Here is a 16,437-nt window from a genome sequence, read left to right as displayed (position 1 = left end):
GGGGTAAAGTAAATGTCCGATTACAGAACTTTGACAGAATTGATTATAGCAAGGAAAAGCGAGGAGAATAAAGGAATTACTTTTATACTGGGAGATACGGAAGAAGTTTTCGTTTCCTACAAACAACTGTATTTCACAGCCCTAGGGCTTTTATATGATTTTCAGAAGGCCGGCTTTAAAAGAGGCGATGAGGTAATATTCCAAATTGATGACAATCAAAGATTTGTTTATACGTTCTGGGCCTGTATTCTTGGGGGCATGATACCTGTGCCGGTTACTACAGGTACTAACGATGAGCACAAGATGAAACTATTTAAGATATGGGGTGTATTAAATAACCCCAGAATTATCGCAACTGCCGATTTTTTAGGTAAGCTGGATGCTTTTGCCGAAAAGAACGGCCTTAGAGGAAAGATGAGTATAATCAAGGAGAGAGCTGCTTTTGTAGATTCTCTGATACAGACGGAAAATCTCGGGGAAATTTACTGTTCCAGTCCTGAAGACATAGCATTTATTCAATTTTCCTCAGGCTCTACAGGTGATCCTAAAGGTGTAATAATCACACACAGTAATGTACTTGCAAATTTATACTCAGTTATTAAATGGGTAGGCATAGATTCAAATGACGTGGGTCTGAACTGGATGCCACTTACTCATGATATGGGATTGATCGGTACTCATATCAAGGACGTAATTGCATGTATAAACCAATATAACATTCAGACTACGCTTTTTATAAGACATCCTTCGCTCTGGATGCAAAAAGCAAGCGAGCATAAAGTTACATTACTCTATTCACCGAATTTCGGGTACAAACATTTTTTAAAGTTTTACCAACCTGATGAAAACAGAAAGTGGGATTTATCAAGGGTCAGGCTGATTTATAATGGAGCCGAGCCTATTTCCATGGATTTGTGTTATGAATTCCTTGATAAAATGTCAGTTTATGGGCTGAACAGAAATGCAATGTTTCCTGTTTACGGGCTCGCGGAAGGAACTATTGCAGTTACCTTCCCAAATCTTGAGGAAAAATTCAAATATCATACGTTAAGCCGTGACTCTTTGAAAGTCGGTGAAAAAGTTGTTGATATTCCGAAAGAAGACAACAAGGCAGTTACTTTCATAGATGTAGGATATCCCATATACAACTGCCATGTCCGTATATGTGATGAAGAAAACTACGATTTAGGCGAAAACAGGATAGGATATATTCAGATTAAAGGCGGAAATGTAACTTCTGGTTACTATAATAATAAAGCAGCAACAGAACAATTGATTACAGCAGACGGATGGCTAAATACTGGCGATTTAGGATTTATGAGGGATAGGCGTCTTGTAATTACAGGCCGTGCAAAGGATGTAATATTTATAGCAGGACAAAACTATTATTCCCATGATATTGAGCGGGTTGGTGAATGCATAGATGGAATAGAGCTTGGGAAAATAGCTGCCACCGGAGTATTTAACGAAAAATTGAAGTGTGATGAACTGATTTTATTCGTTATATTCAAGTCAAAAGTAGAGAACTTCATTCCTTTTGTGATAAATCTTAAAAGGATAATAAACCAGAAAATGGGAATTGAGGTTTCTGAGGTGATTCCGGTTAAAAACATTCCCAAAACTACCAGCGGAAAGGTACAAAGATTTAAGCTGAGAGAAAGCTATATCAAGGGAGAATACGATTCAATAAAGCATGAAATACATACCCTTATGGCCGATGAATTCAGCAAGAGGAAAATCGAGGCACCAAAGAATGTTATCGAAGAAAAACTCGTGGCTATATGGTCTGAAGTACTAAATATTAAAGAAATAGGAACGAGAGATAATTTCTTTGAATTGGGTGGTGATTCTCTGCGTATCACCCAATTGATATCAAGGATAAGGGATGTTTTTGGAGTAGAACTGGATCAGTCTGAGCTTTTTGACAATCCCGAAATAGAAAAACTGGCTAATGCTATAAGCAACTCAAATCGTACTGAAGAGAATACCTTTGACAAGATTGTGCCCATTTCCGGAAAGACGGGAACATTGCCCCTTTCTTTCGGTCAGCAGAGACTATGGTTTTTGGACCGCCTGAATGCAAACAGCCGTCAGTACAATCTTTATACGGCCCTTTCCTTTAAGGGGAAGCTGGAAAAGAGCATACTTTCAAAAAGCCTGAATGCGGTTATAAAACGACATAAGGTATTGCAGGCATCATTCATTGAGGAAAATGGAAATCCCGTTCAGGTACTGAATCCTGACATAAACATAACTCTGGAATACATAGACTTAAAGAGCCTTCCAGAAAAGGAAAGGGATAAGAAAGCCTTGGTTATAGCAACTGGTGAGGCGATGAAACCTTTTGACCTTGAGCGGGCTCCCCTTCTAAGAGGTACATTATTGTGCCTTGATGAAAATGAACACATACTTATACTGGTAGTACACCATATAGTTTTTGACGGCTGGTCTTTCGGAATACTTCTAAAAGAGCTTTTTGCATGCTATGAAGCACTGCTTCATAACACCGGAGAGGAATTACCTGAATTAAGTATTCAGTACATGGATTTTGCACAATGGCAGATAGATAGAATGCAGAATAATTCAATAAATAGGCAGATGAATTATTGGAAAAGCAAACTGGGAGGAATATTGCCCGTATTGGATATCCCGACTGACAAACAGCGGCCTGCGGTACAGACATATAACGGTGCAAAATTCACAGGTATAATCCCCGCGGAAATGGTGCGGGAGCTCCAGAGTTACGCGAGAAAAGAGAATGCTACACTGTTTATGGTACTTCTGGCAGCGTTTAAAGTCCTGCTGTACCGTTATTCAGGGCAGACGGATATAATTGTAGGCTCACCTATTGCAAACAGGAACAGAAAAGATATAGAAGGATTAATAGGGTTCTTTACAAACAACTTGGTGTTGAGAACTAGTTTCTCTGAAAAAAGCAGTTTCGGAGAACTTCTTAAAGAAGTGAAGAGGGTAACTCTGGAAGCTTATTCAAACCAGGACGTACCCTTTGAGAAAATTGTTGAGGAACTCCATATTAAGCGTGACATGAGCAGGAATCCGTTGTTCCAGGTGCTGTTCGGCCTGCAGAATACACCTCTGCCAAGAATGGAACTATCGGAAATAAATGTTTCAACCATAGACATAGACGGAGGATACTCCAGGTTTGATCTTGCACTGGATTTACGTGAAGCAGGTGAAGAACTTGCGATTGATTTTGAGTATAACACTGACCTGTTTAGTAGCGAAACCATTACCAGAATGGCAGGACACTATAAACAATTGTTGTCAGCTATAATCAAAAATCCCGGGGAAGAACTTGACAGGCTTGAAATCCTCACAAAGAAAGAAAAAGATACTTTACTTTGCAAATGGAATGATACTTTCCAAGATAATGGTGATACAAGGAATTGGACGGAACTTTTTGAAATACAGGCAGAAAAGACACCGGAATCAATAGCGGCGGTTTGTGGAAACAGCAGCCTGACGTACCAGGAGTTAAATGAGTACTCCAACCAACTGGCGCATTACTTGTCAGATCATGGTGTAGGACAGGAAAGTATTGTAGGTATTTATATTGACCGTTCTACAGAGATGCTTATTGCATTGCTGGGCATTCACAAGGCAGGAGCCGCATACCTGCCGATGGACCCTATTTTTCCCAAAGAACGGCTTGCGTATATGATTGATAATTCTCAGACGGGGATCATACTCACTGAAAAAAAACTATCCGCTTCACTACCGGATAATAATGCTCAGATTATTGGCCTGGATACCGAATGGGATAAAATTTCCGGGTACAGTACAGAAAATCCGGCCAGAAAATACGATGCAAAAAACCTTGCTTACGTAATCTATACATCAGGTTCTACAGGAAAACCTAAAGGAGTACAGATAGAACAAGGTGCTCTGGTAAACTTCCTGGTTTCTATGGCAGAAAAAACGGAGATCACCCGGAAAGATGCTTTGCTGGCAGTGACGACATTGTCTTTCGATATAGCCGGACTAGAACTATATATGCCTTTAATTACAGGTGCTAGTGTGGTTATAGCACAAAGGGATGAGGTTACAGACGGTGACAGGCTGATAAAAATGTTATCCCAACATGGTATTACCTTAATGCAGGCAACGCCTGCCACATGGAGGCTGCTAATCGAATCGGGCTGGAGCGGGAAAAACGACCTGAGGATTCTTTGCGGAGGAGAAGCGCTGCCGAGAGATCTTGCCAATCAGTTGCTGGACAGTTGTTCTATTCTTCTGAATGTATATGGTCCTACGGAAACAACAATATGGTCCACAATAGCCGCGGTAGAAGCCAGTGAAGGTGCAGTTCATATTGGGAAGCCTATTGCAAATACACAGGTTTATGTTCTGGACAAACTAATGAATCCCGTACCTGTGGGAATACCCGGAGAATTGCTGATTGGCGGAGATGGATTGGCACGCGGATATTTGCATTTACCCGAATTGACCGAGGAAAAATTCATACCGAATCCTTTCAATGAAAAGGAAGGCGAGCGCTTATATAGGACTGGTGACTTGGTGAAATACAGGTCTGATGGAAATATTGAGTTTGTCGGACGTATAGACCATCAGGTTAAGATACGCGGATTTAGGATCGAGCTTGGTGAAATAGAGATATTACTGAACCAAAATCCTTCTGTTAAGGAAAGTGTCGTTGTAGCAAAAGAAATGGATTCCGGAGAAAAATTTCTTGCCGCATATATAGTTCCTTCTTCTCAGGAAGGGCTAGAGGAATTGGGCACAGAGAAGCTCCGTAAATATCTGAGGGAAAAATTGCCTGATTATATGATTCCTGCTGCGTTTATGGTTATGGATTCATTCCCTTTGACGCCTAATGGGAAGATAGACAGGAAAACTCTGCCTATGCCTGAAGGTTTTAGACCTCAACTAGGCACAAACTATGCAGCGCCGACAAGTGAAATTGAAAAGAGTCTTATTGCCATATGGCAGGATGTATTAAAACTTGAGCGCATAGGTGTAAATGATAATTTCTTTGATTTGGGAGGCCACTCTCTACTGTTGGCACAGGTGAGAAGTAAAATCGGGAAGGTTTTGAATAAAGAGATATCAATGATGGAACTGTTCAAATATCCCACAGTAAGTACTTTGGCCAGATTTATCAGTGGTGAGGAAGATGCTCAGACAGAAGGCAGCTCAGCTAAAAAGAAAAAAGAAAAGACTGGTAAAACGGATATTGCAGTAATAGGCTTAAGCGGAAGATTCCCCGGTGCAAAAAATATTGAAGAATTCTGGACAAATCTTTGTAACGGAATTGAATCAATATCCCGCTTTACAGATGAGCAGGTGATGGAAGAAGGCGTTGCTCCCGATGTGTTGAAGAAACCGGGATATGTAAAGGCATGGGGAGCTTTGGATGATATAGATAAATTTGATGCCCATTTCTTCGGATACAATCCGAGAGAAGCTGAGGTTCTCGATCCTCAGCAAAGAATTTTCCTGGAAGAGTCCTGGAAAGCCCTTGAAGATGCAGGGTATGATTCGGGAAAATACAATGGTTTGATAGGTGTATATGCTAGTGTGGGTATGAATACATATGCTAAAAACCTGTGGGATGACCGTTCTAAAGGTTTAGCAAACGACTACCAGATAATGACAAGCAATGATAAGGATTTCTTAGCTACACGCGTAGCATACAAAATGAACCTTGAGGGACCTGGTGTGACAGTCCAGACGGCTTGTTCCTCCTCGCTTGTTGCCGTACATCTTGCCTGCCAGAGCCTTATAAGCGGAGAATGCGATATGGCGCTTGCCGGAGGTGTAAGCATACGTATGCCTCAAAAGGCAGGCTATTTATACCAGGAGGGCATGATTCTTTCACCTGACGGGCACTGCAGGGCTTTTGACGAACAGGCAAAAGGTACTGTCGGTGGAAACGGTGCAGGTGTCGTAGTGCTGAAAAGACTGGAAGACGCAGTTTCTGATGGAGACAGCATCAGTGCGGTTATTAAAGGTACGGCTATAAATAACGATGGTGCATTGAAAATGGGTTATACTGCGCCTAGCATCGATGGGCAATCGAAGGCAATAGAAGAAGCTCAGTCGAAGTCAGGTATAGCTCCGGACACAATTACCTATATCGAGGCACACGGAACGGGAACTCCTCTTGGGGACCCTATAGAAATTGAAGCTTTGACTAAGGTATTTAGCAGAAAGACCGATAAGAAGGGGTATTGTGCTATTGGTTCGGTTAAGACTAATGTAGGGCATCTTGATGCCGCTTCAGGTGTCACCGGATTGATAAAGACCGTTTTGGCACTGCGCCATAAGAAGATACCTCCAAGTTTGAACTTTAAAAGTCCAAATCCTAAAATAGACTTCAAAAACACTCCGTTTTTTGTTAACAACACACTTAATGAATGGAAGAGTGAGAACAGTCCTTTAAGGGCAGGCATCAGTTCCTTTGGCATAGGGGGGACGAATGCTCATGCAGTGCTTGAAGAAGCACCGGCTGTAGAGAGCAGTACATGTTGTAATGCTCAATACCTGCTTGTACTTTCAGCAAAGAACGACAAAGCCCTGGAACGCTTGACAGTACAGTTTACAGACTTCCTTAAGAGAAATAAGGATTCAGATTTGGCTGACATTGCGTACACTTTACAAATAGGCAGAAAGGAATTTGAATGTAGAAGATTTCTCATATGTACATCCATTGCAGATGCCATCGATGCTCTGGAAAAACGTGGCGAAGATTCAGGTAGGATTTTCAGCAGTATAGAAGAGCAAGCTTCTTCAAATTCTCAGACAATACATGATGATATTGGAAAGTATTCATTGGATGAATTGGGAAACCTCTGGCTAAACGGTGCGAAGCTAGATTGGGCAAGGTTATATGAAGGACAGAAGAGAAAACGTGTGTCTCTTCCTTCCTATCCCTTTGAAGGGCAGTCTTATTGGGTAAAGAAAACTGTACCTGCAGAAACTGAAAAACCTAATTTAAAGGCGATGAAACGGTCAGAGTTGTCCGAGTGGTTTTATACTCCTGTTTGGAAGCAGTCTACCGAAGATTTGGCTTACGGCAGTGAAAATGGAAACGAAGTTTTACTTGTCCTGTTGGAGAGAAACTACTTTACCGACAAGTTTGTAAAGTGTCTGAAGGATCAAAAGGGTGAAGTTATAGTTGCTGTTTCAGGAGAAGAATACAGAAAGATGGATAACAAAAACTACATTATTAATGTCGGCAACTATACTCACTATGACAATATGTTGAAAGACATGTCAGGAGTGGGTATAACTCCTACAAAAATCGTAAACCTGTTCGGGATAACAGAGGGAGACGCGGCTGTGGAAAGCGGGGAAGCTTCAGGCTGTGGAGAAAAGCTGTTTTATAGCATGCTCTATCTGGCGCAGGCAATCGGAAGCCAGGGATGGTCTTCTATGATACGGGTAAAGGTGGTAGTTAACAATTTACATAAAATAGTCAATGAAAAGACTATTTATACGGAAAAATCATTGCATCTCGGACCGTGCAGGGTTATACCGAGGGAATATCCCAATATAAAATGCAGCAGCATAGACCTGATGTTACCTGAACCGGACAGCATAGATGAACAGGATATGCTTGAGTGTCTGACTTTGGAGGTTTATTCAAATTCGGATGAGGATATGGTTGCATACCGTGGGCTGCAGCGCTGGACAGAAACCTATGAAAGAATAAAGCTGGATGAAAAAGAGAATTCTGCCGTAAAACTTAAAAACAATGGGGTTTATCTGATGACAGGAGGTTTGGGTGGAATAGGGCTTGTTCTTGCAGAGTACCTTGCTCAAGAGATGAAAGCAAAATTGATTCTTGTCAGCAGGTCAGAATTTCCTGAACAGGCGGATTGGGATAATTGGATAGAGAGTCACGGTAAGAAGAATGCAGTATCCCGGAAGATAAAAAAGTTAAAGCAATATCAGTCAGCGGGTGCAGAGATACTTGTCTGTCAGGCGGATGTTACTAATAAAAATGAACTGGAAAACCTGCGCGGGCAGGTTGAAAGCAGATTCGGAAGAGTTGACGGTATTATACACGCTGCTGGTAATCCGGGCGGCGGAATGATCCAGTTTAAAAAGAAAGAAAATACAGAACAGGTACTTGCACCAAAAGTACAGGGAACTATAGAGATATACAGAGCATTTGAAGATTGCAAACTTGATTTCTTTATGCTCTGCTCTTCACTCAATGCAATTACAGGCGGATTCGGGCAAATAGATTACAGTGCTGCAAACGCCTTCCTTGATGCCTTCGCTCATGCACACGACTCGCGCAGAGGTACGCGTTTCATATCAATTGACTGGGATAGATGGCCTGGTGTAGGTATGGCTAAAGGATTGGGACAGGTATCAGACTTGCAGGAAGAAGAACTGCACCCCATATTAGGGAAGTGCATATCTGATAGTCCAGAAAAGATTATATATGCGGGAGAACTTTCTCCTGATAAAGATTGGGTGTTGTCTGAGCATCTTGTCCTCGGTGTACCTACGATTGCAGGTACAACATATCTTGAAATGGCAAGAGCTGCCTTTGAAGATATCACCGGAGAAGTAAATGCCCAGATAAGTGAAGTGATTTTCCTTAATCCGCTGGCGGTAAAAACAGGTGAAAGCCGTGATGTGTTTACGGTAATGAATAAAAACGGCGGTTCGTTTGATTTTCGTATAGTCTCAAAACCGCACGGAGAAGAGGCTGAAACAGCAAACTGGCTTTTACATGTGAAGGGGAACATCAAGGCTTCAAATGAAAGGAACAATACTGTATATAATATTCAGGAACTTAAGGATAGATGCAACAGCCGGACAGTATTTGCATCCGGCGAGGGACAAAAACTTTCAGAAGAATTTATCAGCTTCGGAGGAAGATGGAGATCTTTGAAAAGATTTTCACTTGGGTCTGATGAAGGTCTGGTTGAAGTTGAAATGTCACAAGATTTTAATGCTGATTTGGACAACTACAAGCTTCACCCAGCTTTGCTGGATGTGGCAACCGGAGCACTGAGGCTGGCCGGAGGAGGAAATTTCCTGCCGTTCTCATATGAAAGGCTTATTATAAAAGGCGTGTTGGAACAAAAGATTTACGGGCATATAAGGTTTAAGAACGGGTACGGTTCCCTACAGGAAGTAATAACGTGTGATATTGATATACTCAGTGGTAATGGTACTCAACTGGCAGAGATAAGAAACTTTTCAATGAGGCTGACAGGGGAAGCTGCTGCGGCGAATATCAGGAGCAAGACGTCAGGTGGCTCTCATGAGTCAGAATATGTAAGTATAGGAAAGCTGTACGAGGATTCATTTAAAGGTAAACCGGGAGTGATGAACGAGGGGATTGCAGCTTATGAGGGTAAGGAAGCTTTTAAGAAAATTATTAATGGCTGTTTCAGGCCTCAGGTTATTGTATCAACTAAGGATATAAAGACAGCTATTGAAGATGCCAATTACTTGAATCAGCCAAATGTGAAGGAGTCTCTTGATGAGGCAGCAGCTTCCAGAACGTTACATCCAAGACCTGAATTGGAAAATGAATATGTACCGCCCAAAAATGAAATAGAAAAGAAACTTGCCGGAATATGGGAAGATACACTGAGTATGGAAAGAGTAGGTATACATGACGAATTCTTTGCACTTGGCGGAGATTCGTTGTTGTTGATACAGTTGCATTCAAAACTAAAAGAAGCATTTGAAACAGATATAGCTGTTGTCGATCTGTATAAATACAATACCATATCATTACTGTCCAAATATATTAATAACAGCAGTACTTCAGAGGAGCAGCCTGCTTTTACTGAGGTTAACAGCAGGGTAAACAAACAATTGGAGTTCATGAAGCAAAGAAGGCAGCAAATGCAACGAAGAAAAGGAGTGGAAATCGATGAGTAATTATGAAGAAAGCAATTCTATGGGTGACGTAGCTATAATAGGCATGACCGGGCGTTTCCCGGGTGCACAGAATGTCGATGAATTCTGGCATAACCTTTACAACGGGGTAGAATCTGTAAAGTTTTTCAATCGTGATGAATTATTAAAGATGGGTATAGATGAACATTTGCTGGATAACCCAAGGTTTGTAGCTGCAGATGCGATTCTCGACGGGATGGATGAGTTTGATGCATCTTTCTTTGACTACTCAGCAAGAGAAGCTGAAGTCATGGACCCCCAGCACAGACTATTTCTTGAAAGCGCATGGGAAGTACTTGAGCGCGCAGGATATAACTCCGAACTGTATGATGGAAGAGTAGCGGTATTTGGAAGTGCAAACTTAAGCGGATATATGATACGGAATCTTTATTCAAACCCAGGCCTGGTGGAAAGCGTAGGAACGTTTAAAATCATGCTTGCAAACGGACAGGATTTCTTATCCACAAAGGTATCATACAAGATGAATCTGATGGGGCCAAGCGTAAATGTTAATACATTGTGTTCATCTTCACTGGTTGCATTGCACTATGCATGCCAGAACCTTCAAAACTACAGCTGTGACCTTGCCCTTGCAGGTGGTGTCAGCTTTCAGGTTTCAAGAAACGAGGCCTTTTTCTACCAGGAAGGTGGAATCGGATCTTCAGATGGCCACTGCCGTGCTTACGACTCTAAAGCTAATGGGACAGTAAGCGGAAGCGGTCTCGTCATAGTAGCATTGAAAAGACTTGAGGATGCCTTAGCAGATGGTGATTATATACACGCTGTCATAAAAGGAACGGGAATAAATAATGACGGCTCGAATAAAAACAGTTATACAGCCCCAAATGTGGATGGGCAGGCTGAGTGTATTGCAGAAGCTATAGCTGTTTCAGGAATTGACCCTGAGACAATTACATACATTGACGGTCACGGGACGGGTACGGATCTGGGCGATCCTATAGAAATAGCAGCATTAACTAAAGCTTTCCGATCTCATACAAAAAAGAAACAGTTCTGTGCTATCGGTTCTGTTAAGACGAACATAGGGCATCTTGTAAATGCGGGAGGGCTTGCAAGTCTGGCTAAGGCCGTTCTGGCAATGGAGCACAAGGTAATACCGCCAAGCCTGAATTTTGAAGAACCTAACCACAAGATTGATTTTGTAAACAGTCCTTTTTATGTAAATACCAAACTTTCAAAGTGGGAGACAAATGGATTCCCGAGAAGGGCAGGAGTAAGCTCCTTTGGAATAGGTGGTACAAACACGCATGTAATATTGGAAGAAGCACCGGAACTGGAACCTTCTAAGAAATCAAGCAGACCATGGCAGTTGATATCATTATCGGCAAAGACTGGTACTGCACTGGAAAAGATGACAAGTAACCTTGCGGAATATATGAGAAAAAATCCTGATATAAACCTGGCTGACACAGCATTCACATTACATGTGGGCAGAAGGAATTTCAATCACCGCAGGGTAGTGCTGTGCCGTGACAATGCAGATTTGGCAGCAAGTTTAGAATCAATGCCAGCTGACCGTGTCTTTTCTCATTTCCAAAAACCAAAGGAGCAGCCTGTAGTATTTATGTTTCCCGGAGAAGGCCAGTATGTGAATATGGGCTTAGAACTGTATAATACGGAAAGCTTCTTCAGAAAGACAGTGGATTCATGCGGAAAGATACTGGAAAGCTTATTAAACATAGACATACGTAAGTTACTTTATCCCGATACTTCAATTGAAGAAGCTGCAAGAAAGATGGATGAGTACAGTGTTGGCAGGGCTGCGATGTTTACTATTGAGTATTCACTGGCTAAGCTGATGATTAAGTGGGGGATAGAGCCTCAATATATGATTGGCGAAGGTGTAGGAGAATATGTGGCGGCATGTATAGCTGAGGTCATGACGCTGGAAGATGCATTGAAGATGGCTGCTTCCAGGGATGAAATCTTGCCGGAAAGTATGTCAACTATCAATTTTAATACAGTTAAAATTCCGTTTATCTCATGTGTTACAGGTAGTTGGATTTCGGATTCGGATGCTGCAAGCAAGGACTACTGGATACGCCAGCGCAGGGCACTACGCTTTAGTGAAGGCTTGCAGGAGGTACTGAAGGATTCGGATCAGATACTTATCGAAATAGGTCCCGGAAAGAGAATATGTGATGAAGTTGAGAAATTTAGAAAAAAGGATGCAGACCAAGCCATACTTTCATCCATGCAAGCTAAAAATGAAGGCAAGTCGGATTCGGAAGCACTACTAAAATGTGTTGGTTTGTTCTGGTTGGCAGGTGGAAGGGTTGATTGGAATAAATTCTATTCAAATGAAAAGAGGCACCGTATTATATTGCCGACATATCCTTTTGAAAGACAACGCTACTGGATAGAACCCGGAAAGCGTAGTGTCGATGCCCAACAGCCTGATGTATTCATTTCAAAGAAGGAAGAAATAACAGATGAATTGATCGATTCGGGATATACAGAAGGGAAAATCACTTTGACTGTAAATCTTGATGATGATGATGAAGGCTTAAAAGATAATGAGCTGCGTAAAAAACAGCTTGAAGAGATATTAGAGTTAAAGAAACGTCTGGAGGAACTGAGCAAGGAATTCGGCAATATTTCGCCAAAGGTCGAAGTATCTTCGGTAGGTCTGAAAAATAACAGCAAATCGGATGTGTATGGTTTAAACAGTAATGAAAAACTGAAGAAAAGACCTCGTCCTGAATTAGAAACCTCTTATACAGCACCGAGGAATGAAGTTGAAAAGGCAATAGCTGATAAGTGGCAGGATGTTTTGGGATACGACACTATAGGTGTATATGACGACTTTTTTGAACTGGGTGGACACTCTTTGATTGCAGCGGCAGTAGCTACAGAACTTGGTAAGAGGTTTGATGTCCAGATACCTATGAGAAAACTTTTTGAAACCACTACCATTGCAGGGATAGCCGAGTTGATAGAGACTTACAGATGGGCTGCTGAAAGTGCAGCGGCTGCTGATGATGAAGAGCTTGAGGGAGGTACATTATAGGTTTTGCCGGATATGACAAAGATATTGAGCTTAGGAGGAAGATATGTCGATACTGGAATTTCTAACTCATCTGAGGGAACTGGGCGTAAAACTTTGGCTGGAAGAAGGTGCTCTCCGTTATCAGGCTCCCAAAGGGGTAGTTTCAAAGGAGTTGCTCGGTGAACTTTCAAATAGAAAGAATGAGGTTATTTCATTTCTTAAGCAAGTAAAAATGGAGGCTCAAGCGGTCAAAGAGCCGATTAAAAGGATATCCAGAGATGAAGGGGAAGATCTACCGCTATCTTTCTCCCAACAGTCTATGTGGTTTTTTGACCAGTTTACTAAGGGGAATCCTGTGTTTAATATTTCCAATGCAGTAAAAATGAGTGGAATACCAAACAAGGAAGCCATAAGAAAGTCATTGGAAAAATTGGTAGAGCGCCATGAATCACTAAGGACTACTTTTAAAAATGTAAATGGCAGTCCTGTACAGGTAATTAATAAGAAGGCTGATGTAGATCTGGCTGAAGTAGATCTGAGCCATGTACATAAAAAAGAGATTGAAAATAAAATCAAATTGGTGTTAAAGGATGAAGCAAGGCGTATTTTCGATTTGGAGAAAGGTCCGTTATTCAGATTTTGCCTTTTTAAAACAGGTGAGGAAGAATACGTTTTTTCCATGACAATACATCACATAATATCGGACGCCTGGTCAAACGCAATCCTGGTTGGAGAGTTTTTCAAGCTTTATGAGGCATTCCTGAAAGAGAAAAACCTTGAACTTCCCTTGCCTGAAATAGAGTATGCAGACTATTCTTCATGGGAAAGAAACAGACTTCAGGGAGAAACTCTGGAAGAACTGTTAAGCTATTGGAGAAAGCAGCTGGCAAACCCTTTGACACTACAGCTTCCTACTGACTATCCAAGGCCGAAAAGTCAATCTTATGAGGGAGGTTTTGAAACATTCAGGGTTTCAAGAGAACTGAGTGAAAAGTTGAAGAGCATATGCAACAAAGAAGGCGTAACCATGTTCATGTTGATTCTGACAGCTTTTCAGGCATTACTATGCAGGTATTCCGGACAGACGGACATTTTCACAGGGACGGTTGTTGCAAACCGCAACAGGAAAGAAGTAGAAAGCCTGGTCGGGTATTTCATGAATACTCTTGTAATGCGTACAAATTTTGAAAATGATCCTTGTTTTACAGAAGTGTTGAATAAGGTGAAGCAAATGACCATTGATGCGTATACATATCAGGAGCTGCCTTTTGACAAGCTGCTTGAAGAATTGAAACCTGAACGTGATGTAAGCAGGACGCCGTTGTTCCAGGTGATGTTCATTTTACATACTACTCAAAAAGTTGAACTGGATCTTCCAGGACTCAAAATGGAGCAGTTAGCTGTAGAGAGCGGCATGTCTCCCTTTGACCTGAGGCTGCAGTTGACAGAGACGGATCAGGGCTTGAAGGGTGGATTTGATTACAATACTTCTTTGTTTAGCCCTTCAACAGTTGAAAGAATCGGATATCATCTGCTGAATATCCTTGAAAGCATCGCTGCCAACCCAGAAGTGAGAATTTCTAAAATCAAGCTGTTGACAGAGAAAGAAGAAAGGCAGATACTTGAGGAATTTAACAACACTGATGCTGAGTACCCTGAAGAAAAAGTAATATATGAGTTTTTTGAAGAACATGCTTTGAAAAATCCTGATGATATTGCTGCTTCGTTTGGAGATAAGCAGTTAACCTACAAAGAACTGAATGAAAAAGCCAATCAGATAGCCAGGATACTGTGTGAAAAAGGCATGGGACAGGAAAGCATAATAGGTATTTTGCTTGAACGTTCGCTCGAAATGATAATAGGGATAATGGCCGTTGTTAAGGCGGGAGGAGCTTATTTGCCTATAGATCCGCACAATCCGCAAGACAGGATAAACTATATCTTGGAAGACAGCAATGTTTCATTATTACTTTCTCACAAAAAATTTAGCGATATTCATGTAGGTGAGAAGATTGAAAAAATCTATTTGGAGGATGAAGCTTTATACACCGGTGACAAATCAAATCTTGCCGGAAAGGCCGACCCTCACGGTCTTGCATACGTGATCTATACGTCCGGCTCTACAGGAAAGCCGAAAGGTACATTGATAGAACATCACTCTTTAGTAAACAGGCTGAATTGGATGCAGAAAATGTATCCGTTAATAAAAAGCGATACTATACTTCAAAAAACCCCTTATACATTTGATGTATCAGTATGGGAGATGTTCTGGTGGGCTATGCAGGGAGCGAAGGTGTGTTTCCTTGAGCCTGGAGCTGAAAAGGACCCGGGGAAAATCGTAAAAGCGATTGAAGAAAACATGATAACGGTTATGCATTTTGTACCTTCTATGCTTAATTCATTCCTGGAATACTTGAAGGATACGGGGGAAACAGGCAGGGTAGCATCCTTAAAACAGGTATTTGCCAGTGGTGAGGCTCTAACTGCTGCACAGGTAAGCCTTTTTAAAAACCTTCTTGCAAAAAACGGTACAAAGCTTGCAAACCTGTATGGACCTACTGAGGCTACCATAGACGTATCCTATTTTGACTGCATTACTGACAATGAACTGGATAGTATTCCCATTGGGAAGCCTATAGATAATATCAGACTGTATGTAATGGACAGCAAGCTGCAGCTGCAGCCTGTCGGCGTACCGGGAGAACTGTGCATAGCAGGGGTTGGCCTGGCAAGGGGATATTTGAACCGGCCTGAGCTTACTTCTGAAAAATTTGCCGACAATCCGCTGGAACCCGGGAAGAAACTATATCGTACCGGCGACCTGGCAAAATGGAGGGAAGACGGTAATATAGAATATCTTGGAAGGATAGATTTCCAGGTAAAAATAAGAGGGTTAAGAATAGAACTGGGTGAGATTGAAAGAGTATTGATAGAGCATCCCTCAGTAAAGGACTGTATAGTAACTGCATGGGAAAAGCAGCCGGGGAACATGCACCTGGTAGGATATATTGTATGTGAGAAGGATACAAAAACGGAAATAGATGAAATCAAGGCCTTTTTAGGAAAGGCTCTTCCTGAATACATGGTTCCTAAATTATTCGTATTCTTGGATGCCATGCCTTTATCACAAAACGGTAAAGCTGACCGTAAAGCGCTTCCGCTGCCTGAGTTGGAAAAGAAGACTGAGTATGTTGCGCCAAAGAATGAGCTTGAAAGCATATTGGCAAATATATGGAAAGAAGAGCTCGGACTAGAAAATGTGGGGATAAACGACAATTTCTTTGAAATTGGGGGGCATTCACTTCTTTTGACCAGGGTACATAACCGCTTAAACAAGCAATTTCAAAGGGAGTTTTCTTTAATAGACCTGTTCACTCATTCGACAATATGCGCACTGGCCAAGTACATATCCGGTGAGAATGCGGAACCTGCGTTCCTCAAAAATGAGGACAGGCTTCAGAGACAAAAAGAAGCAAAACTTATGAGAAAACAACTGCACAGGAGAGGATAGA

Annotated in this window: 3 protein-coding genes; all 3 read left to right on the top strand. The window is 41.7% G+C overall.

Translation table 11 applies throughout. The features are described from left to right. The first annotated feature begins 12 nt into the window (after positions 1–12). The 3 genes from N3I35_18570 to N3I35_18560 are packed head-to-tail and all read left to right on the top strand — an operon-like array spanning position 13 to position 16,436. Complete coding sequence (locus N3I35_18570) at positions 13–9,897, top strand: amino acid adenylation domain-containing protein (GenBank protein MCX8132089.1); 9,885 nt, start codon at positions 13–15, stop codon at positions 9,895–9,897. Beyond that, the gene (locus N3I35_18565; GenBank protein ID MCX8132088.1) at positions 9,890–12,946 is read left to right on the top strand and encodes a phosphopantetheine-binding protein; all 3,057 of its coding nucleotides are present in this window, start codon (positions 9,890–9,892) and stop codon (positions 12,944–12,946) included. Before N3I35_18570 ends, N3I35_18565 begins: the two co-directional genes overlap by 8 nt. Before the next feature lie 43 nt (positions 12,947–12,989). Further along, positions 12,990–16,436: an amino acid adenylation domain-containing protein gene (locus N3I35_18560; protein MCX8132087.1), complete on the top strand. Its 3,447-nt coding sequence runs from the start codon at positions 12,990–12,992 to the stop codon at positions 16,434–16,436. Position 16,437: the final 1 nt, after the last annotated feature.

This window comes from Clostridia bacterium, from assembly GCA_026414765.1.
GTDB lineage: Bacteria > Bacillota > Clostridia > Acetivibrionales > DSM-27016 > SKW86.
Note: the sequence above shows the minus strand (reverse complement) of the source record. Positions and strands in the feature narration are given on the sequence as shown.

What these genes read in the sequence shown, in the direction of transcription:
- N3I35_18565 (MCX8132088.1), top strand. Translation starts at nt 9,890, where the DNA reads ATGAGTAATTATGAAGAAAGCAATTCTATGGGTGACGTAGCTATAATA.
- N3I35_18570 (MCX8132089.1), top strand. Translation starts at nt 13, where the DNA reads ATGTCCGATTACAGAACTTTGACAGAATTGATTATAGCAAGGAAAAGC.
- N3I35_18560 (MCX8132087.1), top strand. Translation starts at nt 12,990, where the DNA reads ATGTCGATACTGGAATTTCTAACTCATCTGAGGGAACTGGGCGTAAAA.